Origin of the sequence: Psychrosphaera haliotis, assembly GCF_009728465.1 — a bacterium.
GTDB lineage: Bacteria > Pseudomonadota > Gammaproteobacteria > Enterobacterales > Alteromonadaceae > Psychrosphaera > Psychrosphaera haliotis.
The window spans coordinates 631376-658232 of the sequence record NZ_WOCD01000001.1; the positions used below are offsets into that span (position 1 = coordinate 631376).

General features: G+C 39.7%; 21 protein-coding genes and 4 pseudogenes. 6 read left to right on the plus strand and 19 right to left on the minus strand.

Annotated elements, in window-relative coordinates:
- Position 1: 1 nt before the first annotated feature.
- The 7 genes from GNP35_RS02815 to GNP35_RS02845 all read right to left on the minus strand — a co-directional run bounded on the left by GNP35_RS02815 (position 2) and on the right by GNP35_RS02845 (position 7040).
- A complete protein-coding gene (locus GNP35_RS02815; RefSeq protein ID WP_155694316.1) occupies positions 2 to 1210 on the minus strand; it encodes an exonuclease SbcCD subunit D in 1209 nt (402 codons plus the stop codon).
- Positions 1211 to 1428: 218 nt separating this feature from the next.
- The gene (locus tag GNP35_RS02820; RefSeq protein WP_155694319.1) at positions 1429 to 1755 is read right to left on the minus strand and encodes a YbaB/EbfC family nucleoid-associated protein; all 327 of its coding nucleotides are present in this window, start codon (positions 1753 to 1755) and stop codon (positions 1429 to 1431) included.
- Between the two features lie 70 nt (positions 1756 to 1825).
- The gene (dnaX, locus tag GNP35_RS02825; protein WP_155694321.1) at positions 1826 to 4129 is read right to left on the minus strand and encodes a DNA polymerase III subunit gamma/tau; all 2304 of its coding nucleotides are present in this window, start codon (positions 4127 to 4129) and stop codon (positions 1826 to 1828) included.
- A 25-nt stretch (positions 4130 to 4154) separates the two neighbouring features.
- Entirely contained in the window at positions 4155 to 4688 is a 534-nt protein-coding gene (gene apt / locus GNP35_RS02830) for an adenine phosphoribosyltransferase (protein ID WP_155694323.1), read from the minus strand.
- Between the two features lie 79 nt (positions 4689 to 4767).
- On the minus strand, positions 4768 to 5622 hold the full coding sequence (locus tag GNP35_RS02835) for an HvfC family RiPP maturation protein (RefSeq protein ID WP_155694325.1): 855 nt from the start codon (positions 5620 to 5622) through the stop codon (positions 4768 to 4770).
- 6 nt (positions 5623 to 5628) lie between these two features.
- Positions 5629 to 6456, minus strand: a complete 828-nt coding sequence (locus tag GNP35_RS02840; protein ID WP_155694327.1) for an HvfB family MNIO-type RiPP peptide maturase — start codon at positions 6454 to 6456, stop codon at positions 5629 to 5631.
- Positions 6457 to 6554: 98 nt separating this feature from the next.
- Complete coding sequence (locus GNP35_RS02845) at positions 6555 to 7040, minus strand: HvfA family oxazolone/thioamide-modified RiPP metallophore (RefSeq protein WP_155694329.1); 486 nt, start codon at positions 7038 to 7040, stop codon at positions 6555 to 6557.
- 151 nt (positions 7041 to 7191) lie between these two features.
- On the opposite strand from GNP35_RS02845, the gene GNP35_RS02850 reads away from it, so the two are divergent.
- Complete coding sequence (locus GNP35_RS02850; RefSeq protein WP_155694331.1) at positions 7192 to 7698, plus strand: GGDEF domain-containing protein; 507 nt, start codon at positions 7192 to 7194, stop codon at positions 7696 to 7698.
- A 70-nt stretch (positions 7699 to 7768) separates the two neighbouring features.
- On the opposite strand, the gene GNP35_RS02855 is transcribed toward GNP35_RS02850, so the two are convergent.
- The 9 genes and pseudogenes from GNP35_RS02855 to GNP35_RS02900 form a co-directional block, all read right to left on the minus strand.
- Positions 7769 to 9037: a tetratricopeptide repeat protein gene (locus tag GNP35_RS02855; protein ID WP_196492396.1), complete on the minus strand. Its 1269-nt coding sequence runs from the start codon at positions 9035 to 9037 to the stop codon at positions 7769 to 7771.
- Position 9038: 1 nt separating this feature from the next.
- Positions 9039 to 9653, minus strand: coding sequence for an energy transducer TonB (locus GNP35_RS02860; RefSeq protein WP_155694335.1), 615 nt, complete (start codon positions 9651 to 9653; stop codon positions 9039 to 9041).
- A 1-nt stretch (position 9654) separates the two neighbouring features.
- Positions 9655 to 10060, minus strand: a pseudogene (locus tag GNP35_RS02865) (ExbD/TolR family protein).
- Positions 10061 to 10071: 11 nt separating this feature from the next.
- A complete protein-coding gene (locus GNP35_RS02870) occupies positions 10072 to 10596 on the minus strand; it encodes a MotA/TolQ/ExbB proton channel family protein (RefSeq protein WP_155694612.1) in 525 nt (174 codons plus the stop codon).
- A 2-nt stretch (positions 10597 to 10598) separates the two neighbouring features.
- Complete coding sequence (locus GNP35_RS02875; protein WP_155694337.1) at positions 10599 to 11960, minus strand: MotA/TolQ/ExbB proton channel family protein; 1362 nt, start codon at positions 11958 to 11960, stop codon at positions 10599 to 10601.
- Positions 11961 to 11966: 6 nt separating this feature from the next.
- The gene (locus GNP35_RS02880) at positions 11967 to 12734 is read right to left on the minus strand and encodes a DUF3450 domain-containing protein (RefSeq protein ID WP_155694339.1); all 768 of its coding nucleotides are present in this window, start codon (positions 12732 to 12734) and stop codon (positions 11967 to 11969) included.
- A gap of 220 nt (positions 12735 to 12954) precedes the next feature.
- Positions 12955 to 14481: a tryptophan halogenase family protein gene (locus tag GNP35_RS02885; protein WP_155694341.1), complete on the minus strand. Its 1527-nt coding sequence runs from the start codon at positions 14479 to 14481 to the stop codon at positions 12955 to 12957.
- Between the two features lie 182 nt (positions 14482 to 14663).
- On the minus strand, positions 14664 to 17570 hold the full coding sequence (locus tag GNP35_RS02890) for a TonB-dependent receptor (protein ID WP_155694343.1): 2907 nt from the start codon (positions 17568 to 17570) through the stop codon (positions 14664 to 14666).
- Between the two features lie 321 nt (positions 17571 to 17891).
- Positions 17892 to 20398, minus strand: a pseudogene (locus GNP35_RS02900) (DNA polymerase II).
- Positions 20399 to 20521: 123 nt separating this feature from the next.
- Here GNP35_RS02900 and GNP35_RS02905 point away from each other — a divergent pair.
- The 5 genes and pseudogenes from GNP35_RS02905 (at position 20522) to GNP35_RS02930 (ending at position 23362) form a co-directional block, all read left to right on the plus strand.
- Positions 20522 to 21284 (plus strand): annotated as a pseudogene (locus tag GNP35_RS02905) (TSUP family transporter).
- Positions 21285 to 21373: 89 nt separating this feature from the next.
- A pseudogene (gene priC, locus GNP35_RS02910) lies at positions 21374 to 21924 on the plus strand (primosomal replication protein PriC).
- A 1-nt stretch (position 21925) separates the two neighbouring features.
- A complete protein-coding gene (locus GNP35_RS02920; protein ID WP_155694351.1) occupies positions 21926 to 22837 on the plus strand; it encodes a histone deacetylase family protein in 912 nt (303 codons plus the stop codon).
- A 62-nt stretch (positions 22838 to 22899) separates the two neighbouring features.
- On the plus strand, positions 22900 to 23169 hold the full coding sequence (locus tag GNP35_RS02925) for a late competence development ComFB family protein (RefSeq protein ID WP_155694352.1): 270 nt from the start codon (positions 22900 to 22902) through the stop codon (positions 23167 to 23169).
- Between the two features lie 4 nt (positions 23170 to 23173).
- Complete coding sequence (locus GNP35_RS02930; protein WP_155694354.1) at positions 23174 to 23362, plus strand: YbaM family protein; 189 nt, start codon at positions 23174 to 23176, stop codon at positions 23360 to 23362.
- Between the two features lie 104 nt (positions 23363 to 23466).
- Here GNP35_RS02930 and GNP35_RS02935 read toward each other — a convergent pair whose 3' ends face one another.
- Genes GNP35_RS02935 through GNP35_RS02945 form a run of 3 tightly spaced genes read right to left on the minus strand, consistent with a single transcriptional unit; the run spans position 23467 to position 26840 of the window.
- A complete protein-coding gene (locus tag GNP35_RS02935; RefSeq protein ID WP_155694356.1) occupies positions 23467 to 24636 on the minus strand; it encodes an ABC transporter permease in 1170 nt (389 codons plus the stop codon).
- Positions 24633 to 25367 carry an ABC transporter ATP-binding protein gene (locus tag GNP35_RS02940; RefSeq protein WP_155694357.1) on the minus strand — a complete coding sequence of 245 codons (735 nt, stop codon included), beginning with the start codon at positions 25365 to 25367 and terminating at the stop codon, positions 24633 to 24635. The genes GNP35_RS02935 and GNP35_RS02940 overlap by 4 nt, the downstream gene beginning before the upstream one ends.
- Positions 25368 to 25376: 9 nt before the next feature.
- Positions 25377 to 26840, minus strand: coding sequence for an alpha/beta hydrolase (locus GNP35_RS02945; protein ID WP_155694359.1), 1464 nt, complete (start codon positions 26838 to 26840; stop codon positions 25377 to 25379).
- Between the last annotated feature and the right edge of the window lie 17 nt (positions 26841 to 26857).

The window sequence follows — 26857 nt, forward strand, 5'->3', positions numbered from 1 at the left end:
CTTATTCCTTCCCTGATTGGCTTTTAGCTGTTGGCTGCTGCGCTGTTCCTGAAACTAAACCGGGCTCTGCCCCTGAAACCAAACCTGACACCAAGTCTGCAACAAGTTCATGTTGCTCGTCAGACATAGGCTCGCCGGCCACTTGGGAATAAAAGTCTTTAAACATTTCAAGCTCGCCTCGTTTAAGTGACTCTTTTTTTAGTTTTGTATTACTTGACTCTTGAATGCCTATTTTTTCAAGATGAAGGACATTGGGATACACACTTCGCAGCTTGCCCATTGGATCTAAAATGGCGTGTTTGTCCGTTAAGCGCACAAGTAAATAGTCATCGCTGTTTGGGTCAACTTTGCCGTTTTCTAAAATGGTCGCTAACTCACCCTCAAGAATACGCATGTCTCTTAATGGGATCAGAGGCAAGTGCTTTTGCGATACAAGTCCGGTTTCATTTACCTCTACTAACGTCACGCCCTTTTTTTGGTTCTGCTCTGAGAAGCTATATTTCATAATCGAACCTGAATAGCGTATATGCTGTTCGCCTTTATATTGTGGGCTATGCAAATGTCCTAATGCAACGTAATCAAAGTCGGCACATGGCTGATAACTTACTCTGTCTGCGCCGCCTATTTGCAATGGTCTTTCCGAGTCAGACTCTTCAGCGCCATCTATAAAACAATGACTTAACAGCACATTCACTTGGTGTTGGCTGTTTGTTTGCTGGGTGACTTGCTTGATTTCGTTGACTAAAAAAGTGTGGGCCTCGTCATAAGTTTTTACGTCTGACTTAAATACATCTCTTACCATAAGAGGTTCGCAATAGGGAATACCGTAAAAAGCCACTTCGGCATCACTGGTTTTAATAACAACAGGTTCAGCCACATCCTTTAAGCTGCCTAAAATGTGCAATCCCGACGACTTCATTTGTTTTGCACCAAAACGAACTCGTTCTGCACTGTCATGATTCCCAGGGATCATAATCACCGGCACATTTAGCTCGCTACAAATCAAAGACAATACGTTGTCTAATACTTCAACTGCATAGGCTGGCGGCAATGAGCGATCATAAATATCACCGGCAATAACAACGGCATCAACCGCTTCATCTTTTATGTAATCAATAATCTGATTAAGCACATGTTGCTGATCTTCGAGCAAAGATACATTGTGAAATTGACGACCAATGTGCCAGTCAGATGTATGTAGAAATTTCATAAACGCCTTTTGTGGGTTCTCAGATGCAGATGCGTAAGCTGTTTAAAACAATAGGATATATAAAGCTTGCCAGCATTCAATGACTGTATAAAAAAACACGTCATTTAAAAATACATATTTGGATACAAAAAAGCCGATACTAAGATCGGCTTTTGATTCTACCCAAGATTTTAAAACACATATTATCTGTATGCTTAACCTTGGAGTAACGCTAAAACTTAGAACGGCATTTTCATGCCTGGAGGCATTCCCATACCACCAGTTACTTTGCCCATTTGTTCTTTGTTCATTTCTTCAACACGACGAACTGCGTCGTTAACAGCAGCTGCTAGAAGATCTTCAATCATGTCTTTGTCGTCTTCCATCAAAGACTCGTCAAGCTCAACGCGTTTTACGTTATGACTGCCTAGCATTGTTACTTTAACAAGGCCTGCGCCTGCTTCACCAACAACTTCCATTTTTGCTAAGTCTTCCTGCATCTTCTGCATTTTTTCTTGCATTTGCTGGGCTTGTTTCATGATGTTGCCCATTCCGCCTTTAAACATAATATTTTCCTCTCAATTCTATCCGCTAATTATGCGGTCTAATTTGGTTAAAACAAGGCTTTCTGTCTTGTTATAAAGGTTTAATTGAATTCTCGATTAATTTTGCGCCAAACTCATTCACCAGTGTATTTATAACAGGGTCTTGATGAATGCTATCTTCCGCTCTTTGTTGTCTATTTAAATTTATATTTTGCTGAATATCCGCAGGTGCTGTTGTGGTAATTGCACTCTTATTAATAATAAACTCTGAAGCCGGTGCCAGTTGTGCAACCACGGCCGTTAGTTCTTGCTCTGAATTTTCATTTAAAAGGTGCGCAAACTCTTGTCGAACAATAAGCTCAATACGACTACCGTCAATTTTAACTTCACTATTTAACGCTAACTGTCGGCCAAGCCCCATTAAATGAGACTGCTCAATCATGGCAGCCCAGCGGTCAACTTCGTGGGCATAACGGACTTCTTCACTATCCACATCTTGCAGTTCAACTTCAACAACATTAGGCGTATCACCGGGTTTTGCATGCCCTCCACCTAAATTTGCTTGTGTTTGAGGTTCTTCTTGAAGGTCATCTTGAGATTCAGCTTGAGGTTCATGCTCCGATTCTGCCCCCGACTCCAGCTGCGCTTTAGGCGCTAACTTAATGTCTGGCTTAGGTGCAGGCTTATGAGCTTGCGCTGAGCTATTTCCTAATTGGCTAGTTTCTAATTGCCCGTTTTTTGATTCAGACTGCGAATTGTTGTTATCCGATGACGCTGAGCCTTTGCTTGAGTAATTTATTCCACGACTGGCTAGTATCGCCATAACAGGGTTTTGTTCAGCATCATCTGGAAAGTCTATATTTGGCGTAAATGCCGTTGCTGAGTCACTTGATGCAGTCTCGCTTGATGTAGTGCCGTTTAATGCAGACTCGCTGGAAGTATATTCAATAGCATCAAACTCACTCGATAACGCTCCATTTGTTGATTGCTGTTCCGGTGGCTGTGATTCCAGTGAAGAGCCTAAGGCGTTTGCGGTGGATTCAGCGTAATCTTGGTAATGGTCGGAGACGTCACTTTCGTCATAAAGGACATTCCCATAATCAGGAAGGGGCTCAACTGCTTCAACTGCTTCAACTGCTTCAACTGCTTCAACTGCTTCAACTGCTTCAACTGCTTCAACTGCTTCAACTGCTTCAACTGCTTCAACTGCTTCAACTGCTTCAACTGCTTCAACAGTATGAGAAGCAGATTCTACAATTTCAATATCATTTAGTTCGACTTCAGCGTTTTTTTTTTCGATATTTAGTTCAGTTGTTGGTGTAAAAGCTAATAAGCGTAAACACGCCATTTCAAGAGCGGAGCCTGGGTCTGTGCTATATGGCAGCTCTCTTTTACTTTGAATTAGAAGCTGATAGTTAACTTGGGTTTGTTCCGCTGATGTAGACGACGCTAATGCTTTAATAAGAGTTTCGTTTGATTCGCTTAATTGTGCCGCCGCTGGCAATAACTGACACATGGCGATTTGATGAGTTAAGGTAATAAGATCATCAAATATTTTAGAAAAGTCAGGCTGTTGTTGTCTCAACTTCGCAAAAAGCTCAACTAGTTTAGCTGAATCCTTTTTCGCTATAGACAGAAGTATTTGTTGGCTCCAGGATTGATCAACTGTTCCTAACATGTGTTGAACAATATCTAACGTGACGTTTTGTCCTGACTGAGCAATTGCTTGGTCCGTGAGACTCAAACCATCTCGCATGCTGCCTCTGGCAAATTTAGCGAGTAAATCTAACGCTTCAATTTGATATGGAATGCCTTCAGCATCGAGGATGTGTTTAAGCTGCGCGCTAATTTGAGGAACTGACAAAGCTTGCAGGTTAAACTGTAAACAACGTGACAAAATAGTAACAGGTAACTTCTGAGGGTCCGTCGTCGCCAACAAAAACTTCACATGCTCTGGTGGCTCTTCTAACGTTTTTAACAACGCATTAAAGCTGTGACGCGACAGCATGTGAACTTCATCAATTAGGTATATTTTATAACGACCACGAGTTGGTGCATATTGAACGTTATCAAGAATTTCTCGTGTATCACCTACTTTTGTTCGAGAGGCAGCATCGATCTCTATTAAGTCGACAAATCGGCCTGCATCAACATCAAGACATACTGGGCAAGTGCCACAAGGCTCTGCGGAGATCCCTGTTTCACAATTTAGGCTTTTTGCAAATATACGCGCGATAGTGGTTTTTCCCACTCCACGAGTACCGGTAAATAGATAAGCATGATGAGTTCGTTGCTGAGTAAGGCCGTTAATAATTGCTGACTTAACATGATCTTGACCAACAAGCTCAGAAAACTTAGTAGGACGCCATTTTCGTGCGAGTACCTGATAACTCATGCTTACTTACCGTCCTTGTTCAAAATTATTCGCCTTCAAATTCAGTAAGACTGAAACTGTTTATATCTAATGCAGATAAACGTTTTTCACCGCCAATATCCGGCAGATTTACCACAAAACAAGCGTCATTTACTGTTGCGCCCAATTTACGAATTAACTTTGTTGTCGCTTCAATTGTACCGCCAGTTGCTAATAAATCATCAACCATTAAAACTTTGTCGCTCGCTGACAAGGCATCCGTATGAAGCTCTAAAATATCTTCACCGTATTCTAATTGATAATCCTGCGATATAACTTCCCTTGGCAACTTACCAGGCTTGCGAACCGGAATGAATGCAACATTCATTTTATAAGCTAAAGGTGCTCCAAAAATGAAACCACGAGCTTCTGTACCAACGATGGCTGTGATGCCTGCGTCTTTGTATTGTTCGTAGAATGCATTGATAGTTGCTGAAAAAGCTTCAGGGTTTTGCATTAAAGATGTGACATCTCTAAATTGAATTCCAGCTTTAGGATAATCTGGAATAGTTTTGATACTGTTTTTAATCAAATCCGACATTTCGGCTCTCTTTGACTTAACTTAAACTAAGTATGCCAGAACCCATTGATATGAAAAATACCTTTACTGATTTATTTTTCTAATCGATTACTAATACGCCTCTTTGAACAAAATCACTGATGGCTTCTGTTAGGAAGTTCTTAATGACTTTACTGTCGGTGCCGGGTTGAACTTGCTGAAAGTACCTTTCTAACGCACTAAGAGTAGTTAACGACTCAGCGCTGCCCTCTACTCCATTATGTTGTGCATAGACTGAACATTCATCGATATAATTCACTAGGTGGGCGGTAATTGCGTTAGTCGTCATAAAAGCCACGTCTCCGTCTGTATCCTGGTAAACAATCAAAAAGGTATCTAACGGCTCTATTTCTGTCGCTTGTTCAGTGTTGTTTGTATGCCCTGCACTCTGCAACATTTGCTTAGATATTGTATGAACAGGGTATTGATATCCAAGAGCCCAAGTAGAGTTTGGGACTATTAAGTTAGAGTCGACTTGCCAGTCGTTGTCAGTAATCTCATTTTCTTGTATTGAAACATTAAGCTCTACCCACTCATAGTGGGCTAGTTCAAGCAAGTATTGTGGCAACAACGCTAACCGAGTTTGAGTTTGAGTTTGAGTTTGAGTTTGAGTTTGAGTTTGAGTTTGAGTTTGAGTTTGAGTAATAAAGTCTAAAAACTGTTCAGCGATATCAACAAAATAAGGCGACGACTTTTCACCAGATATTAAAAACTGTCTAACGTAACTCTCCCATATTGATTGTTCTAATATACTTTTTAGAACGGGAAATGCGTTGCTACAGAAACCTTCAATGTTGTTAAAGATTAGCTCTTGGTAAATATTTAATCTTCGTTGCTCAACGCCAATATCGTTAGTTACTGAAGGGTCAACGATGGCGTTTGTTAGAGCTTGCTGAGTGTCTCTAAAGTCTTCCATATCGAACTACCCTTTTTGCTTCTTTTTAATGTCGCTTTTTTGGAAAGAATGAATTTTGTCAATTTCCACGTTTAGTTCAGACATATCAGGAATGTTAAAATCTCGTTCCAATAACGTCGGGAAAACCCCATGCTTTTGATAAGCAAAGTCTAACAGTCCCCAAACATCATCGATTACCGGGCTTCCATGTGTATCAACTTTTAAGTCTTTTGCTTCATCATAATGTCCCGCTATATGACCATAAGCAATACGCTCAGTCGGCATCGCACTGATAAACTCTTTGGCGTTGTAATTGTGATTTATGCTATTAACATAAACATTATTTACATCAAGCAACAGGTCACATTGAGCTTCTTCCAAAACCGCTTTTGTGAATTCAACTTCGGTTAAATCATTCATGGTTTGTAAGTAGTAAGATACATTCTCTATAGCGATACGTTGCTCTAGAATATCCTGTACCTTTTTAATACGGTTCGCGACATGAAACACAGCTTCTTCTGTAAAAGGGATCGGCATTAAATCGTAGACATGGCCTCCTGACGAACAATAACTTAAGTGTTCTGAATAACAACTTACATTAAAGTCTGTTAGAAACCGTTTGACCTGTTTAACAAACTCAACGTCGAGCTTATCTGGACTACCCAAAGATAGCGATAAACCATGAGTTGAAAGTGGGATGTGTTGAACCAGCTCTTTTAATGGTGCTTGATAACGCTCATTCATGCGCATCCAGTTCTCGGGCGCGACTTCAATATAATCAACGTTTGATGCTAATATCTCATCTTTCAAGTCTACCATCTCGCGACGATAACCAAGCCCTACTCCACTTATCATTAATACCTCTAATCTTAAATAAAAACAGCCAGACACGCTGGCTGATTAATATGACAGTAGTTTACTAAGACTACTTCAAAAGGGAAGGCTCAAAAGACTTACTTAGTACCACCGCACTTGCCTTCGCCACATTTGCCTTCTTTAGCTTTATTTGCCTTGTCTTTCATTTTATTTTTCATTTTGTCGGCGCCGCACTTACCTTCACCACATTTGCCTTCTTTGGCTTTGTTGGCTTTGTCTTTCATCTTGTTCTTCATCTTATCTGCGCCGCATTTACCCTCACCACATTTGCCCTCTTTGGCTTTGTTGGCCTTGTCTTTCATCTTGTTCTTCATTTTGTCGGCGCCGCATTTACCTTCACCACATTTGCCTTCTTTAGCTTTTTTGGCTTTATCCTTCATATCGTTTTTTAATTTATCTGCACCGCACTTACCTTCACCACACTTGCCTTCCATGCTAGCTACTTGATAACCAGCTTCCAATGTATTTGCCTCAAAGCTCATTGTTTGAGCGCTTGCCATAGCAGAAGTTGTTAATGCAGCTAAACCTAAAGCCGTTAGAGTTGATTTTTTATTCAGTTTCATAATTCACCTATTGTTATTTTAATATTAATCTAATGTATCAGACCTTGAGATAGAGTAAAAAATTTCGTTGATTTAATTCAAACCTATTAATTAAATAGCAAGTTCCTAATAACGACTATAATTATAGTAGTTAAGTTATTGGAGTTTAAGAATGATATTTAACCACCTAGATACTTCTTTTAGAGATCGACTGTCTGGCCTTTATAGTGAAGAATATTTTGTACAAGTTTTTTATCGAGAATGGCACCGAATGTTGAGGGAGAGAGATGCCTTGTCTGTTGTAATAATCCACCCTCATTTAAATACAAATAGAGAAGATGACAAGCTAGCTTTTAAGCTTGTTTCAGAATCTGTAAAAAGAAGCACTAAGCGCTCCACTGATCTTGTTTGCCGATTCCACACTAATGAAATAGCAATTGGGCTTTTTAACTTAGATGAGGGCGGCACTGAAAAAGTTCTGAGCAGAATATTTGAAGACATTGAAGAAAGCCTAGAAAATTTTACATACCCTATTGACCTCTCAATTGGTGCACTTAACGTTTTGCCTTCGAATGGAGCAGATTTAGAAGATGTATTTGAGCGTACAGAAAAACTAGCAGATGCTGCTGAATTAGAAGGTAAGAACGCATACAAACTTGAATATTTGAAGTTGCATTAAAAGCCGAAACTTTAAAAGTTAAACATAAAAAAACCGCCATAAGGCGGTTTTTTTAACTAAGCTTTAAACTTTAAAGATTAACGCCGTCACGTTCAGCTGATTCGCGAATATACGCTTCCCAACTTTTAGCAGACTTTGCTGTATTTTTCTCTTTCATAGCAAGTTTAATTGCTTTATGTGCTTGTTTCCACTGACGCTCGTAGAAGTGTGCTTCGGCAATAGCCATGTATACAACACCTTTACGTTTAACACCTTTATCAAGTGCTAAGTTGAAAGCTTTTACAGCTTCTGAGTTGCGTTCAATAGCCAAAAGCATATTGCCTTGATCTTTGTACAACTCACCGTCATCAGCGAATTTACCAGCTTTCGCGTAGTATTCAGCAGCTTTTAAAAACTCTTTAGCATTTCTATAAGTAGAAGCTAAAACAGATAATGACTGCTTAGACTCTGATATCAAGCCGCTTTTTATATGTTTTTCTTGAACTTGAGCCGATTTAAACGGGATCCCATTCGTAGAATATAACTGAGCTAATTGCTTAACTTGAGTTTCAGTTTCTAAGAAACCTTGCTTATAAGCTAATTCAAACGTTGACAGACCACGCTCAAAATCTTCAGTCGACATATAAAAAGAACCTAACTGAGTCCACCACTTGGCTTCTTCAGGAAAAACCTTAACTAGCTCTTCAACAGCTTTGGTTGCTTCTTTATACTTCTTCTGCTCGTAATAAGAAGCCATTATGATTACATATGGATTTTGGTTCGGAGTTTCAAACAACTCTATAGCACGACGAGCGGGTTTAATTGCTTCTTCGTACTTCTTCATCTCATATAATGCATTTGACATTCTTAAGTAAACATTAGGGTCTTGGTCTAAAGAAAAGTCAATAAACTTTCTGTAGTAAACAAGAGCTTCTGCATAAGCTTGCTCTTGTAATGACAGATCAGCAAGCAACTTAAGCGTACCAGCATGGTCGTTAAACGGTAGCTCGTCCGCAGCTTCTGCTTTTTTTAATCTATCGATTGCTTCTTTAGCTTTACCTTCCATACCAGCATACATGTTACCGATAAAACGGTTTACGTAAGCTTTATCGAAAGCACCCTTAGGTTCTAGTTCAAGTAACATTTCCAATGCTTCTTTAACTTTTTCTTCTGAGAAAAGTTCATAAGCTGCACCGATTTTTTTACCAATTCTAGTACCTAAAACTTGACCACCACGTTCTTTCTTACGACGCTCAACTTCTTCTAACTGATCAGATGGAACATCTGCGAAAGAAGGCATCGATACCGCATAGGTACCGAATACTAGTGAAGCAGCTAATAATTTAGAAATTAATTTCATATTAGTTACCCTCATCTAAGTTAAAGTCTAGTTGAACCTGTAAACCAGTCTGACGAATTGGCTTACCATCTTCAACACGAGGCTTGTATTTCCAGCGTTGTAAAGCTTTACGAGCTTCACGGTCGAATACACGACGAGGTTCAGAATTGATAACTTTTACGTTTTCAACACCACCAAGTTCGTTAATGTCGAAACTCAACTGTACCCAACCAGAAATGCCATCACGAGCAGCTTTAGCTGGGAATTTTGGTTCAATTCGAACGATAGGTGTCGCATCACCGTCACGAATTAGACCACCAGGCCCACTTAAACCTGCATCAGCTCCACCAACATCAATAGATGGTATGTTGAAGCTAGGACCACTGCTTGAGATTTGCGGCTCAGGCTCTGGTGTTTGTGGCTTAGGCGGCTGTTTAGGCGGCGGTGGAGGCGGCGGCGGAACGCGGTTACGCTTCTGCGCCTTACTCTCCGGTGGCGTAGTATTTATTTCGACTATGATATTTTCGAATTCATTTTGGTTAGACGAACCTCCACTGGAGATCAATTTAGCCATGAAAACGAACAAGCCGAATGTGATTACTACACCAACCAATATTGATGCAATAAGTCTTAACATACTACTTTTTCTCCGCAGCGATTGAGATTTTCTCTATACCAGCAGACTTAATCGCGTCCATTACTTTAACTACTACGCCGTGTTTAGCTTCTTTATCAGCCTGGATGATAACTGTATCCGTAGGCTGCTCAGCAATCATTCTTTCGATGTTAGCGGCTACACGTTTCTACGTCAACTTGACGCTTGTCCATGTGCACTTCACCGTTAGGTCTGATAGCAATAAAGATGTTGGCAGAAGGCTTGTTAGATGCATTTGAAGCCTTAGGCTTAAGTACATCAATACCAGCTTCTTTAACAAAAGACGTGGTAACAATAAAGAAGATAAGCATAATGAATACGATGTCTAGCATCGGAGTCATGTCAATTGCAGCATCTTCGTCTTCACGAAAACGTTGTTTACGTGCCATAGTTCAATCTCCTAGTGATGTGGCAAGCTATCAACTAGCTTCTCTTTTGCCACTTTAACTCTTGTTTCTAGCCTTGAGCTGAAAAATATTCCAGACAATGCTGCAACCATACCTGCCATAGTAGGAATTGTTGCCATTGAGATACCAGCCGCCATCAAACGAGGGTTACCAGTACCTTGAGATGCCATTGTGTCAAATACGGTAATCATACCGGTAACCGTACCTAAAAGGCCGATTAAAGGACACATAGCAACAAGAGTTTTAATAATTAACATTCTTGCATTTAATAATTCGGATGCTTCAGAAACCCAAGCGTCACGGATTCTATGAGCACTCCAAGATGTGGTGTCAATTCGAGCGTCCCAGCTAGCGATAATATTCGCACGAAGCTTTGGGAACTCAGCGGTTAAAAACCACCAACGCTCAATCATTAACGCCCACATAATTAGAAGAGCTGCGGCGACAAAGTATAAAACGAAGCCGCCCGTGCCGATAAAATCCCTGACAGATTCCCATAGGCCCATCAGGTAAATCATCATTACGCTTTCTCCTTCTCAGCATGTGCTGCAATGATACCGGCGCTTTGCTCATCAAGAACATGAACAATTGATTTAGCGCGTGCTGCTACAACACTGTGAACGAAGATTAATGGTAATGCTGCAATGATACCCATAGCTGTTGTTACCAACGCCATTGAGATTGAACCAGCCATTAGTTTCGGGTCACCTGTACCAAATAATGTAATCTGTTGGAACGTTTCAATCATACCTACAACAGTACCTAGTAGACCTAATAGAGGCGCTACAGCTGCTAAGATTTTGATTGTATTGATACCGCTTTCAATGCGAGGAGTTTCACGCAAGATAGCTTCATCAAGTTTAAGTTCTAGGTTTTCTACGTCAGAGTCTTTGTTCTCTTGGTAAATCTTAAGAATACGACCTAGAGCATTGTTATCAGAAGCGTTAGAAGTGTTTTTAAGCTGAGCTTTCATCTTAGAACCTTCACCTAGTGTAATAACTAAGCTACGTAGTGCTAGTAGGAAACCAAACGCTAAAACAACAGTAATTACGTAACCTGGAGTACCACCTTGGTGATAACGATCTTCAAGTGTCGCTTTCTGAGTGTTTAGACGTAAGATACCGCCACGTGATGGGTCAACATAAAAAGGAACTAACTCACCAGGTGTTGCATTTGCAAGATTTTCTGCAGATGAACGGTAGTGTGATTCAGCAGACTTACCTAAGTGTTGAACGATTTGTACATCTGAGTTGTAGATAACATAATCGCCAGACTCAGTTACTAAGTTGAATGCACCTACACGAGTAAGCTTTTCAACTGAAGAACCGCCAGCCGTTGCTGAAACTTCTTTATCAAAAGTTACAACTTTGCCAGACTCTGTCATTTCAGTTTGTAAAGCAATCCATAACTCTTCAAGTTCACGAGTTGTAGGAAGCTTTTTAGCTTCAGCTAGTTCTGTAAGAAGTTCTGCACGACCAGGGTACTGAGCAGAAATAATTGATGCAGAAACTGAACCCATAGTATCGCCAGCTGCTTGACGTACAACACCAAACATCTCGCCTAGTGTACCTTTAGCGCTATCTAGCTCTTGAGCTCTAACCGCTAAAGTTTTTTCGTTTTGAGCATATTGCTTTTGTAAGCGATCGCCACGATCTTTCTCGTTAGCTAGTTCTCTTTTAGCTTTATTTAATAAAGCTTGCTTGTCAGCTTTTGCTGCATTGAACTCTTGTTCACGCTTTTTGTTTAAAGCGCCTTCAGAAATTCGGTCTTGTTTAACTTGCTTCAACAAATCATCTAATTTGTCAGCAGCGTTTACATTAGCTACGAAGCCAGCTGAAGATACAACAGCCGCTAAAACCAATGAATTAAAAATCTTTTTCATGTGTTATTACTCCGCGGCAAAGATTGGTAATTTGATTAACTCATATGGCGCTTGCTTGCGAGCCATACGGATAGTTAATGTCACGTCTTTAAGGTACTCATCGCCTAGTTTAGACCAACTGCGAGTGCTGTTGTCCCATACCCATGCGCTTTTAAGATCTTTAGACTGTGCAATCAATGCAATACGGCCTACATGAACGAAGTCAGCAGTAATTTCTTGGCCACCAAGATTTTCTGTTGCTTCCCATGCTTCAACAGCTGTACCGTAATCTTTCTCAATTTGGTACGCTTCTAACACCTGACGGTACTTCTCAGAAGTACTAACGTTAGGGTTGATCATAGTTGCGCGAAGTTTTTCAACACGAGCTACACGACGATCAAGTTTGATAGGCATATCTGCGTTTACAAATTTCTCTAGCATATCGATCATACGATACATTAAAGGCACAACATTGCGTTTTGTGTTTTCAATCTCTGCTATTTGATCTTCAAGTGACTTAATTTCGTCATTTTGAGCTGCAACTAACTTAGCTACGTGATCATTATAAACTTTGTTGATTTCAGTTTCGGCAACAACATCACGGTATTCAAACATCAACTCAGTAGTTTGCTCTTGAATAGCATTAATTTTAGTTTGTGACTTAGCAGCCGCCTTATGGATAGTGCGCTCTGCAGCGTGTATTTTCTCTAGTGGATCTGCAGCTAATGCAGAACCGGCAAATGTTACCGCTCCTACTAGCGCAGTAGCTACTAGATTTAATTTCATCTTAGACATAGTTCCCAACCAATGTATGTGTTTAAATTTTCTTTTTTAGAGTAATAACTCTGTATTCGTATAAAAACCTACACGAATAATCACTACCGAGTCTCCCAAACAAAACAGGCATTGTCAATCGACAATATACGGCGCTCGTCTCTAAAATGTAGTAACTGAACACATATTGTGCAAAGTAATAAATCATTCCACCAAGTTTTTAAATAATTCTTTTTGAAGCTTATCGTTGGTTGATTCGGTCAATAATTTCTCTATGGGTTGGCAGTACCTGATTTGCTCGGTTCCAAACCTCATTTACTTCTTTATGGAGGTTTTCAGTTTTTTTGTTGGCATTTAAGTTTCTGTTATTAATAGTTTCAGGAACACTTTCCATGCCATAAATAACCGCATAATAGCTATATAGCGTAAAACATTGAGGGCCTACAGGTAAATCAAAGTGAGTTGGAACATTTGTTTTTATTCGTTCAAGAAACATTTGCAATGAATTTGGAATGCTTTGCTCTAACTTATTGTCTGTCCAAAACTTTGTGTCCGCACGGTCTGACAACACGTAATGTAGTTTTATAAAGTCTATAGCCCCTTCAAATTGTGACAACATAAGTGCGTTATACTGAGCGGCGAAACTGCTCATGTTTTTTTTAGTTGGTAATAAATTCGTTAATGTCCTCAGCGCAATCTCAACAAGGTAAATACCTGTTGACTCTAAAGGCTCGATAAAACCAGCTGACAAACCTATTGCCACACAGTTATTCTTCCATTGCTCCTTTCTATAACCAGTACGCATTTTTAAGTGTCGGAACTGTAGTTCAGAAACGTCCTTATCGTGATACTTAGCAAGAGTTTGCTCCGCTTCGTCCGAAGTGGCGTATTTAGAAGAGTATACATAACCGGTCCCCCTTCTAGACTGTAAACCAATATCCCAAATCCAACCGGCCTCTTGAGCAGTTGAATGCGTAGCTGATGGTAGTTCTTCATCTTTATGAGGTACTAAAGCAGTAACGGCAGAGTCAACAAATAACACGTCATCTAAGGATGTGAATTCAGACTTTAGAGATTTCCCTATTAATAGACCAATGAAACCTGAACAATCTATGAAGAGATCACCATCTACTAATTTACCAGTTTTTAATAGAACGCTTTCTACGTCACCAGCTTCCGTCAAATTGACATCAGTTATGTGGTCAATAACGTGATTTACATTTTTTCCTATAGAAAAGTTTTTAAGGTAAGTTGCAAATTTCCCAGCATCTAAATGATATGCATAGTTTAACGGACCTTCGAACTCTTTGTCCTCTGGTAGCTTTGGACTTAAAAAGTGATCACAAACCTGGCCTTGAATTGTTGCTGCATAATTATACGGTATGCCAATTTCGTCTTTGTGTGCTGCCCAATGCTTTGCGTAATTAAATTGTTCTGCGTGAAGAGGTTGGGAGAAATTGTGATGGTAGTGTTTTTGACTTGAGTTTAAGTTCCAATCAATAAATTTTATCGACTGTTTAAAGGTTGCATCAGTGTTCTTAATGAAGTCCCATTCTGATATGCCTAGGAACTGTAAGGTCTCTTTAATGAAAGGAATCGTAGCTTCGCCAACACCTATGGTAGGAACGTCGCTTGACTCTATTAACGTAATCGACGGTGCGGTCCCACCTTTTAGCTCAAAGAACTTTGCTAAATAAGCGGCTGATAGCCAACCAGAAGTTCCACCACCTACTACCACCAACTTTTGAACAACATTCTCACTACCCATCAAGTACACCTATTTACCTTAAATTTCTGTAAGTTCACCACCACTATACAAAATATAAATCTAAATATCACATGATTAGAAGCAATTACTGATAGTTTTTTATTAAAAAAGAATCTTTGAATTTGGGATAAAAAAAAAGCTGACCGAAGTCAGCTTTTATATCTAATTTAACTTAAGTTAGATTAGAAACGTACCGTTGCGCTGAAGCGAACAGAACGAGGAGCTTGATACAATGTTGGTAGTAAGAAGTCATCGTTTACAGCACCGTCGTTTTGATCTTCATCAAACTTAGTGATGCCCTGTGCATTTAAGATGTTAAATACGTCAGCTTGTAACGTAACATCAGCACCGCTAACTTTAGTGTTATAAGTTAGGTTCATGTCTAACTTAGCAACCCAAGGTGTACGACCGAAGCTACCACGTGGCAAGAATACTGAGTTATCAGCACCTAAGAAGTATGTTTGACCATATTCGTAAGTATCGAACTCTGTACCGTAGTCAGCTGGTAAACCGTGACCAAAACCAGAAACTGGGCGACCAGAAACTAGAGTTAGGTTAGTACCAACGCTTAAGTTTTCAGTAAGTGCATATGCACCGTATAACTTGAAGCTATGACGACGGTCATTTGGAAGGTAACCTTCAGCACCGTCCATTAGGTAAGGGAAATCCCAGTCTGTTGTAAGACCAGCATCTGACTGACCGTTATCTGACTTAACATAACCTTCAGCATTACCACGGCTACGAGACCATGTGTATGTGAAATCTAGAGTCCAAACATCGTCCCATGCTCTCTTGAACATTACGTCAATCGCATCATATAGACGCTCTGGATCTGGGTAACCTAGGTCAGAAGCTTTAATGCTCACTGGATCAGGCGTACCGTCACCGTCTGTGTCGTAGTAAGTTTCGATATCTGTATTAGGGTTAGTTAATACATATACGTTACCAGAAGCTGGTGCCCAACCATTTGCGCCAATTGCTTTATCAATTGTGATATCGTCGATTACAGAACCAAGGTCACGATGTGTGTACTTAGTTGAGAAAGACCAGTCATCATTAAGCATAGTTTCGTAACCAATGATGAATTCATCTTGGTACATTGGATCAATACTAGTATCTAGTACTTCACGAACGTCTGGAACCGTACCGTCACCGTTTACGTCACGACCATACTCTTCACCTGTAATAGGAGTGAAATCTGCATTAATACCTTCTAATGCATAGTAAGTGTGAATATAAGTTTCTGCACCAGCCATACGAATGTTCGTGTTAGCAGCAACAGGTAAGTGATAACGACCGTAGTTAGCATATAGTTTGCTTTCGCCGTCGCCATTGATGTCCCAAGAAACACCTAAACGTGGAGCAATTTGGTTGTCAATTTTGATGAACGATTCGCCAGCAGCGTTTTTGTTATCAAATGACTCAGAACGTAAACCAATTGTAGCTGTTACGTTGTCATTAACGTACCAAGTGTCTTCGATATAGAATGCTGTAGATTCAGTTTCAAACTCACCACCAACGCTGTAATCACGACGACGTGCTACTTCTGTAGTTGCGTCGAACGTTTTACCGATGCCACTGATTTGTTCACCAGCTTCATAAGTAAATAGTGCCCAGTAAACGCCACCAGATAGTGCAGTTTCGTCTAGAGATGTATTGATTTCGCGGTCAAAACCAAAACGAATGTTGTGGTCTTCGATACCAGCGTACTCACCATCGATACGGAATGCTTCACGAGTATCTTTAGCTTCAGAAACTTGGAAGTTAGCCCAAGAACCTTGAGGAACCCAGTTACCTTCACGGTTATCATAGATTACAGGGAAAGCATCAAAATCTGACTTAACAGTCTTGTTTGATTCGTTCTCACCCCAAAGTACAGATAGTGTGAAATCGTCTGTGATATAACCAGTATATTTAACAGCGATGTTACGACCACCTAGATCTTGGAAACCACCAACTACATCACCAGTAACCTCTGCACTTGTACCAGCTTGGTTCCAAGAGTAGTCACGACGTGTAGTGATAACTTTTTGTTTATCAGAGAACGCAGTAAGTTCTAGAATATTGTCATCATTGATGTTCCAGTCAAATTTAGCACCCCAGAAAGCATCATCGTTTTCTGCAGAGTTATATACATGACCTGCACCACTGATAGTTTCTGATTTAACGTCACGTGGGTTATATAAAACATAGAAGAATAAAGTATCTTCGATGATTGGACCTGACGCGTAGATGTTACCTTCCATTTTATTGAAAGTATCAGCTGAGTTATAAACGTCAATTGAACCATCACGCTTACGGATATCAGGGTTAGTTTCACGAAGTGACTCTGGCTCGTAGAAGAAGTTAGCACCGAATTCAAATTCGTTAGTACCAGACTTAGTTACGGCATTGATAACACCACCAGTTGAACGACCAAACTCAGCAGAATAACCACCAGTTTTAACTTCGAATTCTTTGTAGAACTCAAAAGGAATCGTTGAACCGCCTAGACCGTTACGGAAATCAGTAACGTTAAGACCGTTGATGAAGTAAGCATTTTCTGCAACTGATGCACCACCAAAAGAAGGTAGTTTACCAAACGCAGAATCACCTAGGTTGGCACCTGGTGCTAGTAGAGCAACTGAAGTTAGGTCACGAGCTACTGGTAAACGAGCTAATTCTACAGCACCAATGTTAAGAGCTGATTCAGAAGAAGTAGTGTCGATAGTAGATAATGCACGACCTGTAACAGAAATACGTTCAACACCTTGTCTGAATAGAGACATAGTTACTGAAGATTCACCGATACGTACAGAAACGTCTTCATAAGTTTCTGTAGTAAAGCCATCTTTAGTTGTTGTTAACGTGTAGTTACCAACTGGTAATACAGAAAAACGGTACTTACCATTTTCGTCTGCTACTACTGAACGAGTAAAGCCAGTTTTCTCGTTTTTAATTGTAATTGTTGCGCCAGCAACCGTTTGTTTGTTTGAGTCAACAACTAAGCCTTTTAAAGAACCGTCGTTGTTACCAGCAAACGCTGCAGATGACATACCTAATGCGGCAGTAACTGCGATAGCTGCTAAGCTTTTATTCAGTTTAAACATGATTTTCTCCCTGGATCACTTGTCGTGATTCAATTTTTTTAGTTTTATTAGTTTTTAGCCTTCTCAGGCTTCTGAAAACAACATCTTCCAGAAATTCGACCTTGATAGTAACGCCATTAAATTAACGGCGTCAACCTTTAGTTCATCGTTTTTGTGTACTTTTTAGCCACACAGCAAAATATTTTCTTATTAATTCATCTTTGTCACAAAAGTTGAATAAACTTTTGATAGAAGTGGGTTATTAAGAACCAATTGCTTATAAACACTTACTAACTGTAATTTTCTTCTAAAACGACCAATTTAGTTGTTTATCAAAAACGGCTAAAATTCAGGAAATCCTGCATGCAAAATTGATTCCGCAATTGGAAAAAGTTGTTTATTTATATAATGTTCATAATCTAAGAGAGCCTCATTCATCGCTAATTCTTGCGGCCCTAAATGGGTAATTACATATTTAACTTGAGAACCCCTAGTATAAATTTCTCGACCGTAATATTCATTTGCAGCCCTTGCGGCTTTGATTTGTGGCGGTGTAGTTTTGACATATTCCGACAAATGTTGCCGTATACGCTTAGTGTACGCACACTTTGAGTCGAGTTTTCCTGAGTTTAAGTCATTAATAGTTTGCTCTAAGAATGACTTGCAGGGTTGGTTATTAAAAATCAATTCAAATAACTCGGTTTGAAACTCTTTTGCGAGTGGTGTCCAGTCACTTCTTACAGACTCCAATCCTTTAAATACAATTTCACTAGTACCATCTTTATTTTGCTTTTTGCCTGCATACCGTTTTTTCGATCCTGCTTCCGTGCCTCTAATGGTTGGCATAAAAAATGGAGAGTAATGAGTTTCAAATTCCATCTCTAATTCACTCGTTAAGTCAAAATCTGTTTTTATCTTTTCCGTCCACCAGCTATTTAGACGAACCTCTAACTGTTTACCATCTGTGCTTTTGTATTCACTGCCCTCGGTACTAACAAATACGGAATCAGTGTCACCATAAATAACGGTAAGTCCCTGCTCATGAAACCAATCTTTAGATTGATTTAGTACCCAATGGCCTCTCATCGTAATAGAGCTAGCAAGTTTAGTGTCATAAAAACGACAACCGGCAGACCGAGCACTCCATAAAAGCTATTCATAATAATTTTGATGGCATTAGAATGGATTGAGTTATTATTCTTTTTAGCATTTTCACGTGCTAACCAAAGCTTATCTAAGATAGAGGATAATATGCTTTTGTCCCGACTAAATTCCCCGCCACGAAAACCAGGAATAACCTCTTCTTTAGAATCATCAAATTGAGCTTCTATGAGCGCCACAGGATCTATATTAAAGGTTCGAATAATACTTGGGTAAAGGCTCTTAAAGTCAAAAACGAGTACGTCTGCATGAATACCCGGTATTGAGTCCATTACAAAGCCACCTGGACTATGTACATAATCTTCCATTGCAACGAGGTTATTCGCTATCCAACCTTTGCGGTGCATCTCTGGCATATAAAGATTGGTAAAGGCCGCAACTGAGCCACCCGTTTTGTCGAGTTCAAGCCCAGTTAAACGAGTTCGGGTAATAAGGTATTGCGTAAGCTTTTCTTGTGAGAAGATCTTAGATACTAAAATGCAGTCTTGTAGGTTATATGCAGCAAGTTTAAGAGGCTGCTCTGTGTACAATAGTTTAATTGCTTGTAACTTGTCACCACCTTCTTCCGTTAGTTGGATTTTCTGATCTTTTAATACTTCGTTTGCCACATTATTTAGTGAAAAGCTCGAGAAGTGATAGGTGGCATTTTTCATTACATCTATACCATCTAACACAACTCTTCCCGCAACATAAGCGCGATCAGGAAATCGTTGCTGACCTCTTTGCCCATCACTAAACTGAAGTACAGTGCCGTCGCGCCCCAGAGTTAACTTTATATTATGGCGCTCACAAGCTCGTACTATTAATCGAATATCAAAACTAATGAAATTCCAACCGATCAGGCCATCAGGGTCCTGGCTTTGTACTTCCTCAATAAAACGCACTAACAGCGCTTTCTCTGTGCTTAGCCACTCGGCATAATCTAGGCTCTCACCTTCACTCTTACTTAGTTCAATGCTTTTTTTGCCGGACTCAGAAACGCCATTTAGGTTGTAAAGCACCTTTTCATAAGGCGCCGCTTCTTTTACAGGCTTGTCTTCTACTCGAGGCCTAGGCACTGGGTTAGCTCCTGGCTTAACTTCTGGCTTAACTTCTGGCAGAGCCTCTAAACAACCTTGATGTAAACCAATTGAGAACAACTCACCTTTTTCATTACACTCAATATCAATGCTTAGTAAACTTAAGTCTATTTGAGGTTCAGCGCTTTGACTCGCCGCTTTTAACTTTACTTTGCGAAACTCAATGTAAGGTAGATTGTTTGATACTAAGTCACCAACAAATTCGACATCACCTTTGACAAACCTTTCCATCAAATATCTATCTATTGGCTTTACATCAACCTCAAATAATTCTATCTGATACGTTTCAGCTACTTGTTTCACTTTATAATAAGCGCGCAAAGAGGGGCTATACACTGCAACCATAGGTTCGTTATCAAAATTACGTAACGGCAATGGCTTAAAATAAGCAGGTGATAATTGTAATTTAAGTACGCTTTTTAATGCGTCTAAGTCTGTTGCTCGGACAAAACAGACGGCTTCTTGATCTTCAATTAGAAGCTTAGCTAAACCGATTGAGGTTTTAACCCAAATTTCAAATACTAATCTTCCGCCGGCGTCATATTGATTTCTGGTGAGGATAAAACCGTTATTAGGAATAGATTGATATAAGTGAGTCGACATCGGCATATCAAAAGATTGAGATGGTCGTTATAATACCTGTAAGAATTTGGTATTCAACCGTTGCCGTAAATCAAGTAAACGTGGAGATGTCTTTTGGAGTGGTTCCTCGAACTGTTTAATTTTACCGAGCTGTCTGGTGGCATTATAGCTCTTCTTTTAGTGTCTGCGTTTTTAGCTGGTTTTATTGATGCCATAGCTGGCGGTGGCGGCCTACTTACTGTGCCTGCACTTCTTGCATCGGGGCTTCCTCCTCACGTTGCACTAGGTACTAATAAGCTGGCTGCTACTTTTGGTTCACTTACGGCAAGTTATGCCTTTTATAAAAAGAAGCTGTTTTCACCCTACTTTTGGCGCATTAGTCTGTTGGCCACTGCGATTGGCTCAGTGCTGGGTACAGTTATGGTTTCATTCCTTGATGCAACGGTTCTTAATAAAATATTACCGTTTTTAATTGGCTTTAGCGCCCTCTACACTTTATTTAACCCTATCAAACCTTCAGGAAATACTCAGTTACCTCAAAGGTGTAAAGGATTAACAATCAAGAAAGTCACCCAAGGACTTACTCTTGGTTTTTATGATGGATTTGCTGGGCCTGGAAACCGGCGCTTTTTGGACAGTAACGAACCTAGCTCTTTATAAAATGAACTTGTTATTGTCTTGTGGCGTTGCCAGAGCCATGAACTTTGTTAGCAATATATGTTCGTTAGTGGCTTTTATTATTCTTGGTCACGTTAATTTTACCATTGGTTTAATGATGGGTGTTTTGCTTATGGTGGGTTCCTACACAGGTGCGCACTCTGCTATTCATTTTGGAAACAAATTCATCCGCCCTATTTTTACAGTTGTAGTTTCTGTCATGGCGATTAAACTGGCGATAGATGCTTGGTTATAGTCATTACTGCCTGGTGCCTTAAATAAACAAAAATAAAAAGGGTAAACGTCTTGTCTGCACAGCAATCAATAGCGACGCTTCAATCTCAGGTGGCGTTTTTAGAAACCCAAGTCCAAAGTAGTAAATTAACCTACCAGAACTGGTTTAGGTCGAGCGATATATTCAATTCCAGCTATTTTCATACGCAAAGTGATGACATTAAAGATTACGTAAAAGAGCTAAAAACTAATATTGAACGCCTTGCCAAAGTAAAAGATCAAACTCATGCTGACTACTTAAGCGACATGATTGCCCATCAATTTGGTTGCTTTAAAAACCTGTTAAATTCTGGCGACTTAAATTCTAAATACGCGGCACACAGAGGCAAACATATTAAACTCCAGCAACGAGTTAAAAATATTGCCCAACAAGCAACACAAACAAGCCAGTCGTTGTATGAAGAGCTATCTAAACTTCACGAATATGAGCGACGCTTAATTGATATGGTCGCGGACAAGCAAGCCAGTCTTATCAGCACGCAGGTGCCAATAAATCAGAGCTTCAACAGCAAGTATTGTTAACACAACAAAGACTAGGCCGCTGCCGACAAGCAATCACAGGTGTTGAAGATAAAATACAGCAACTCGATAGTCGTCAATAACATGAAACAGTTACAAACCGTTTTCCATCCAATCTATAGCCAATTGACGCTGCCTAAAAACCACAGATTCCCAATTGATAAGTATCAGTTTTTACATGACAAGAGCCGAGCAGAGTTTAGCGATAGCATTTATGTTAATGAAGTTGAGTCGCCTGTAACTAAAGAAACGTTAGGCTTAATACATTCGAAAGAATATATTGAAAGTTTTTTAACTGGCAACATAGATCCTAAAGCGATGAAACGTATTGGCTTTAATTGGTCACAGCAGTTTGTTGATCGCACTCGTTATGCCGTTGCCGGTACAATTAAAACAGCGAGACTAGCACTAGAGCACAACATAGCCGTCAATTTTACAGGCGGTTATCATCACGCTCACCCTACCTTTGGTTCAGGTTTTTGCGTTTTTAATGACTTGTCTATTGCGGCAAAAGTCGCCATTGAAGAATCTTTAGCGAGCCGAGTACTGATTTTTGACTGTGACGTGCATCAAGGTGATGGCACTGCCACTTGTGTTGAAGATGAACAATCTATTTTTAGTTTATCAATTCACTGCGAAAAGAACTTTCCTTCGAGGAAGCAGCAAAGTGATTTTGATCTTGGTTTAGAGAAACACCTACTGGATAAAGAATACTTAACGCACGTAAAAGATGCTCTTTTATCGGCATTAGTGGCCTTTAAACCTGACTTTATAATTTATGATGCCGGTGTGGATATTCATGTAAATGATGATTTAGGACTGTTAGATATATCAACGGAAGGGATTTACCAAAGAGATAAAATGGTATTTGAAACCGCTAGGGCTCACAATATACCAATAATGGCCGTCATTGGAGGCGGCTACCAGAGAGACATATCAGCGCTTACAGAGGTTCACTTTCAATTAATTAAAGCGGCCCATCATACGTTTTTGTAAATTTTGCCACTTTCTTAAATTAAGTGTTATGTTTATTAACAGTAATTAAATAGGGAAACGTTATGCAACTATCTACCGACATTCATAATTATTACGAAAAGCTAGTCATTGACTACATTGCCCATAACAAATTAGATGATAAATACGACGACGAATTTTTAGCTGATATGTGCTGTATTGTATTAAATCAATTACCATCAAAATATATCCGTCATGAAGTGGATATGGCATTTTATCTACCTCAAGCCGAACGTTACGAAATGGAAATGCAAGTACGAGAAGCAATTGGTCGAGCATTGGAGTTTATGAACTCTAGAGAAAATAGAGAATAAAGGTTTGCCTGAAAAAGAAAAACAAGAAGAAAATAGTGGTCACCCTCTTGAGGACGCTCCAGAGCATGTACAACTTGCCGTAGATTTAATTATGTTATTTGAGAGTAACAATATAAATACCGACACGGCCATTAAAGCATTAGAAATAGTACAGAGTGATTTAATTAATAAGCAAAAAAAAGCACAGCCTTAGCTGTGCTTTTTCATTTTGCTGGGTTGTGATTAAACCACAGTACTTCAACTTCAATCTTGCGACTTCAGTCTTAAAACTTCTGTCTTAAAACTTCTGTCCTGCAACTACAGTCCTAACACTACCTTCTCTGACTTCAAAGACTTTGAAGTGAACAATACCAATCCATATGAGAACAACATAGTTACAATCATTCCGCCTATTACTGGCGTAAAGTCAGTTAGCTCACCACGTATTAATTTACTAATTGCCTGTTGCTGAGCAACAATTGGTAAGTAATCTAATGCCGCATGTTTGTATTTACTGAATTCCAATGCCATAGGCACAATCAATGGAAGCATAATTGAATACTGAATGTAGGTTTGTGCTTCTTTAAATGACTTAGCGTGGAATGTAGTAACCAACTGAAACGCTGCAGCAAAAAAAGCTAGTGGCAGAATGATGAACCACATCTTCACCGCAACTTCTAAGTCAAAGTTAAATGCCATGCCAATTTTATGCAGTGGTATAAACGGAATCACTACTGCCGTTAAAGCAATACTTAATGTACCAGCAAATAACCCAAACAAACCTGTGTTAATGGTTTTAGAAGCTACAACATCAAAGGTTGATACCGGTTGCATCAACAATAACTCAAGTGAGTTACGTTCACGCTCACCAGCACTGCAATCTATTGCTACATTAGTTGATGAAACAAAGACCGAGAATAAAATAAACACACCCAACATGCCCAAAATAATTGCAGATTTAGAACCTGGTGTACTCGTATCTTGCTCCTCTAAATCCACTACATCTATTACTAATGGAGATATGCCTCGTGCTACTAAGCGCATGTTTAAAACTGCACCTTCGTAATTCTCAAGTACCCTTTTCACCCGTCTAATTTGAGAAGAACGTTCTTGGTCTGAATAGTCAGCATTGATTAATATATTTGCTGGTAAACCAGAGCTTAACTGCGATTCAAAATCGTCAGAAAATGTCAGGCTAATTTTAGAGTGTGTATGCGTTTCACCATTAAGCTCAAACTTTTTACCGGTACTTGGTAGCTCTGCATGAAAAATACTTTCTCGGTCTAACAACTCAACTATTTGAGGTGCCATATCTGCGTTGTTAATTTCAATGTAAACATCATCAACTGAACGCGCTTTTTCAATATTGAACGTCATCATTACGGCAAACAATAACGGTGTGAACAATGCACCAAATAGCGCAGCAACTACCGATCGCTTATCACGAATGGTATCTATAAATTCCTTTTTAAAAAGTGCCTTTATCATGCTGCTATCCCCTCATCACTGCCAATCAATGTCACAAATGCTTCTTCCAACGACTCTTTACCAGTGCGCTCACACAACTCTTGCGGAGTGCCTTCATCGGCAATTTTACCATCGGCGATTACTATTACTTTATCGCACAAGGCAGCAACTTCTTGCATTACGTGAGATGAAAATAAGATACAGGTTCCTTGCTCTTTTAATTCGATAAGAATATCTCGTAAAATTCGAGTACTCATTACATCTAAACCACGAGTAGGTTCGTCAAGAATTAAGTTTTTAGGCTCATGTACTAAACTTTGCGCTAACACTACTTTCATACGTTGACCTTGAGAAAAACCAGCGCATCGACGATCTATAATATCTCCAATGTCTAATCGTTTAATTACCTTCTCAATCGCTTGCATCTTCGCATCACCTACAAGGCCATGTAAGTCGGCAAAATAGGCAATTTGCTCTCTTGCCGTTAAGCGTTCATAAAGGCCAAATTTATCTGGAAATATGCCAATCTCTTTACGTGCGCCAATTGGATCTTTCTGGCTGTCGATACCATTGATAACGCCAACACCATCGTCTGCTTTTAATAAACCATAAAGAACACGCAACGCCGTTGTTTTACCAGCACCGTTTGGTCCAAGCAAACCAGTAATTTGACCGTCTTGGGCACTAAAGCTTAAGTTCTTAAGTGCTTCAACGTCACCAAACTTCTTAACTAAATTTTTTACTTCTAACATAACGTATCCTTACTTAAGCTGATTTTTGTTCGTGAAAAACAACTGCGGTCGAACTTCTTCCGCACAACTAAAGTCTAAGTTATCTAACGAAGACGTACTTAAAAACTCTTGTATCGGTTTTAAACACGTTCTAAAAGAGGCAACATGAGAGCCTTGCTCAATCACTACATGTTTTGCATTCTCTAGTGTTTCCATTGCCATTTCACCGTAAGCTGGCGGCGTCACTGGATCATACTTTCCAGAAAACAGTAATACCGGTACTGAGGTTTTTAATGGTTTATTAAATTCAGGATCAACGGACCATTCAGGCCAGTATTTGCAATATTCGCTCAACGCATTGTAACCACGCTCACCATTAAAATAATTATCTGCATCATTGGTATAATCAGAAGGCATGGCTCGTGGGAAGTCTTCATTACAAAGAATGTTCATTGTTAACCCAGCATACAGTTGTCCAGGCGCACGTTCTGCTCTGTCCGTTTGACCAATCATAGCTGCCAAAGCTCGGTAATCGCCTGCAGCAGCTTTGTTCACTACATAAGGCAGCATCACTCGAGATCCTAAGGCATATAATGTGCCTCGCAGTGTATCAGTGACCTTGTTGTAGCTTAAAATCATATCTACTGGCTCACCACTTAACGGATGATGAATTTGTTGAACAATCGGCCCTTCTTTTAGGCGATTCGTTAACGTTAGATAATCTTGCTTTAAATTTGGGAACGCTTGGTTACAAGCTTCATGGGCTTTACAATCTTCGATTAATAGGTCAAAAGCTCGTTCTGAAGTTTTGCCAAAAAAACCAATAACTAATTGCATTGGCGCGTTACTATCTAAGGTTGCAGTTTCTATCGATTCTGGGAATTGTTGAAGATAGGTAAAACCGGCTCGAGTACCATATGAACCGCCAAAAACATGTAGTTTCTTATGACCTAACGCTTCTCTTACGGCTTCAATATCTTTAATCGAATCTATTGAGTTATAACTTGGTAAGTGATGATCTGATAAATCACTAAGACATTTTTTTACTTCTAACTTTATGTCTAGAGTACTTTCGTCAAACGTTAGTGGGTCAATGCCATCCTCATTACAAATTAACGCAGAAGACTTACCCGTTCCTCTTTGGTCAACTAAAATGATATCGTGCTGCTGTCTGACATCATTTAACATCATATTTAAACCACCAGCCAACTCTGTTGCAGCTTGCCCTGGACCACCAGCTAAAAAGACAACAGGTAACGACTTACTTTCTTCTTTAAACCGCGGCAATACAACAACATTCAAGTCTATTTTGTTATCATCAGACATTGGTTTTGAGCGATTTTCAGCAACTGGTAATGTGCCGCACAAGGCTTTACTCTTAACGCCATCAACAAAACACTTTTCTAATTCTAGTGTTGATGATGCCTGAGCAAATGGTGAGATTGCTAACGCTGCTGCCAATACTGACATTGAGCGAAACTTAGCAGAGACCATAATGGGTAACTCCCTTA

What these genes read in the sequence shown, in the direction of transcription:
- GNP35_RS02815 (WP_155694316.1), bottom strand. Translation starts at nt 1,210, where the DNA reads ATGAAATTTCTACATACATCTGACTGGCACATTGGTCGTCAATTTCAC.
- GNP35_RS02820 (WP_155694319.1), bottom strand. Translation starts at nt 1,755, where the DNA reads ATGTTTAAAGGCGGAATGGGCAACATCATGAAACAAGCCCAGCAAATG.
- dnaX (WP_155694321.1), bottom strand. Translation starts at nt 4,129, where the DNA reads ATGAGTTATCAGGTACTCGCACGAAAATGGCGTCCTACTAAGTTTTCT.
- apt (WP_155694323.1), bottom strand. Translation starts at nt 4,688, where the DNA reads ATGTCGGATTTGATTAAAAACAGTATCAAAACTATTCCAGATTATCCT.
- GNP35_RS02835 (WP_155694325.1), bottom strand. Translation starts at nt 5,622, where the DNA reads ATGGAAGACTTTAGAGACACTCAGCAAGCTCTAACAAACGCCATCGTT.
- GNP35_RS02840 (WP_155694327.1), bottom strand. Translation starts at nt 6,456, where the DNA reads ATGATAAGTGGAGTAGGGCTTGGTTATCGTCGCGAGATGGTAGACTTG.
- GNP35_RS02845 (WP_155694329.1), bottom strand. Translation starts at nt 7,040, where the DNA reads ATGAAACTGAATAAAAAATCAACTCTAACGGCTTTAGGTTTAGCTGCA.
- GNP35_RS02850 (WP_155694331.1), top strand. Translation starts at nt 7,192, where the DNA reads ATGATATTTAACCACCTAGATACTTCTTTTAGAGATCGACTGTCTGGC.
- GNP35_RS02855 (WP_196492396.1), bottom strand. Translation starts at nt 9,037, where the DNA reads ATGAAATTAATTTCTAAATTATTAGCTGCTTCACTAGTATTCGGTACC.
- GNP35_RS02860 (WP_155694335.1), bottom strand. Translation starts at nt 9,653, where the DNA reads ATGTTAAGACTTATTGCATCAATATTGGTTGGTGTAGTAATCACATTC.
- GNP35_RS02870 (WP_155694612.1), bottom strand. Translation starts at nt 10,596, where the DNA reads ATGATTTACCTGATGGGCCTATGGGAATCTGTCAGGGATTTTATCGGC.
- GNP35_RS02875 (WP_155694337.1), bottom strand. Translation starts at nt 11,960, where the DNA reads ATGAAAAAGATTTTTAATTCATTGGTTTTAGCGGCTGTTGTATCTTCA.
- GNP35_RS02880 (WP_155694339.1), bottom strand. Translation starts at nt 12,734, where the DNA reads ATGTCTAAGATGAAATTAAATCTAGTAGCTACTGCGCTAGTAGGAGCG.
- GNP35_RS02885 (WP_155694341.1), bottom strand. Translation starts at nt 14,481, where the DNA reads ATGGGTAGTGAGAATGTTGTTCAAAAGTTGGTGGTAGTAGGTGGTGGA.
- GNP35_RS02890 (WP_155694343.1), bottom strand. Translation starts at nt 17,570, where the DNA reads ATGTTTAAACTGAATAAAAGCTTAGCAGCTATCGCAGTTACTGCCGCA.
- GNP35_RS02920 (WP_155694351.1), top strand. Translation starts at nt 21,926, where the DNA reads ATGAAACAGTTACAAACCGTTTTCCATCCAATCTATAGCCAATTGACG.
- GNP35_RS02925 (WP_155694352.1), top strand. Translation starts at nt 22,900, where the DNA reads ATGCAACTATCTACCGACATTCATAATTATTACGAAAAGCTAGTCATT.
- GNP35_RS02935 (WP_155694356.1), bottom strand. Translation starts at nt 24,636, where the DNA reads ATGATAAAGGCACTTTTTAAAAAGGAATTTATAGATACCATTCGTGAT.
- GNP35_RS02940 (WP_155694357.1), bottom strand. Translation starts at nt 25,367, where the DNA reads ATGTTAGAAGTAAAAAATTTAGTTAAGAAGTTTGGTGACGTTGAAGCA.
- GNP35_RS02945 (WP_155694359.1), bottom strand. Translation starts at nt 26,840, where the DNA reads ATGGTCTCTGCTAAGTTTCGCTCAATGTCAGTATTGGCAGCAGCGTTA.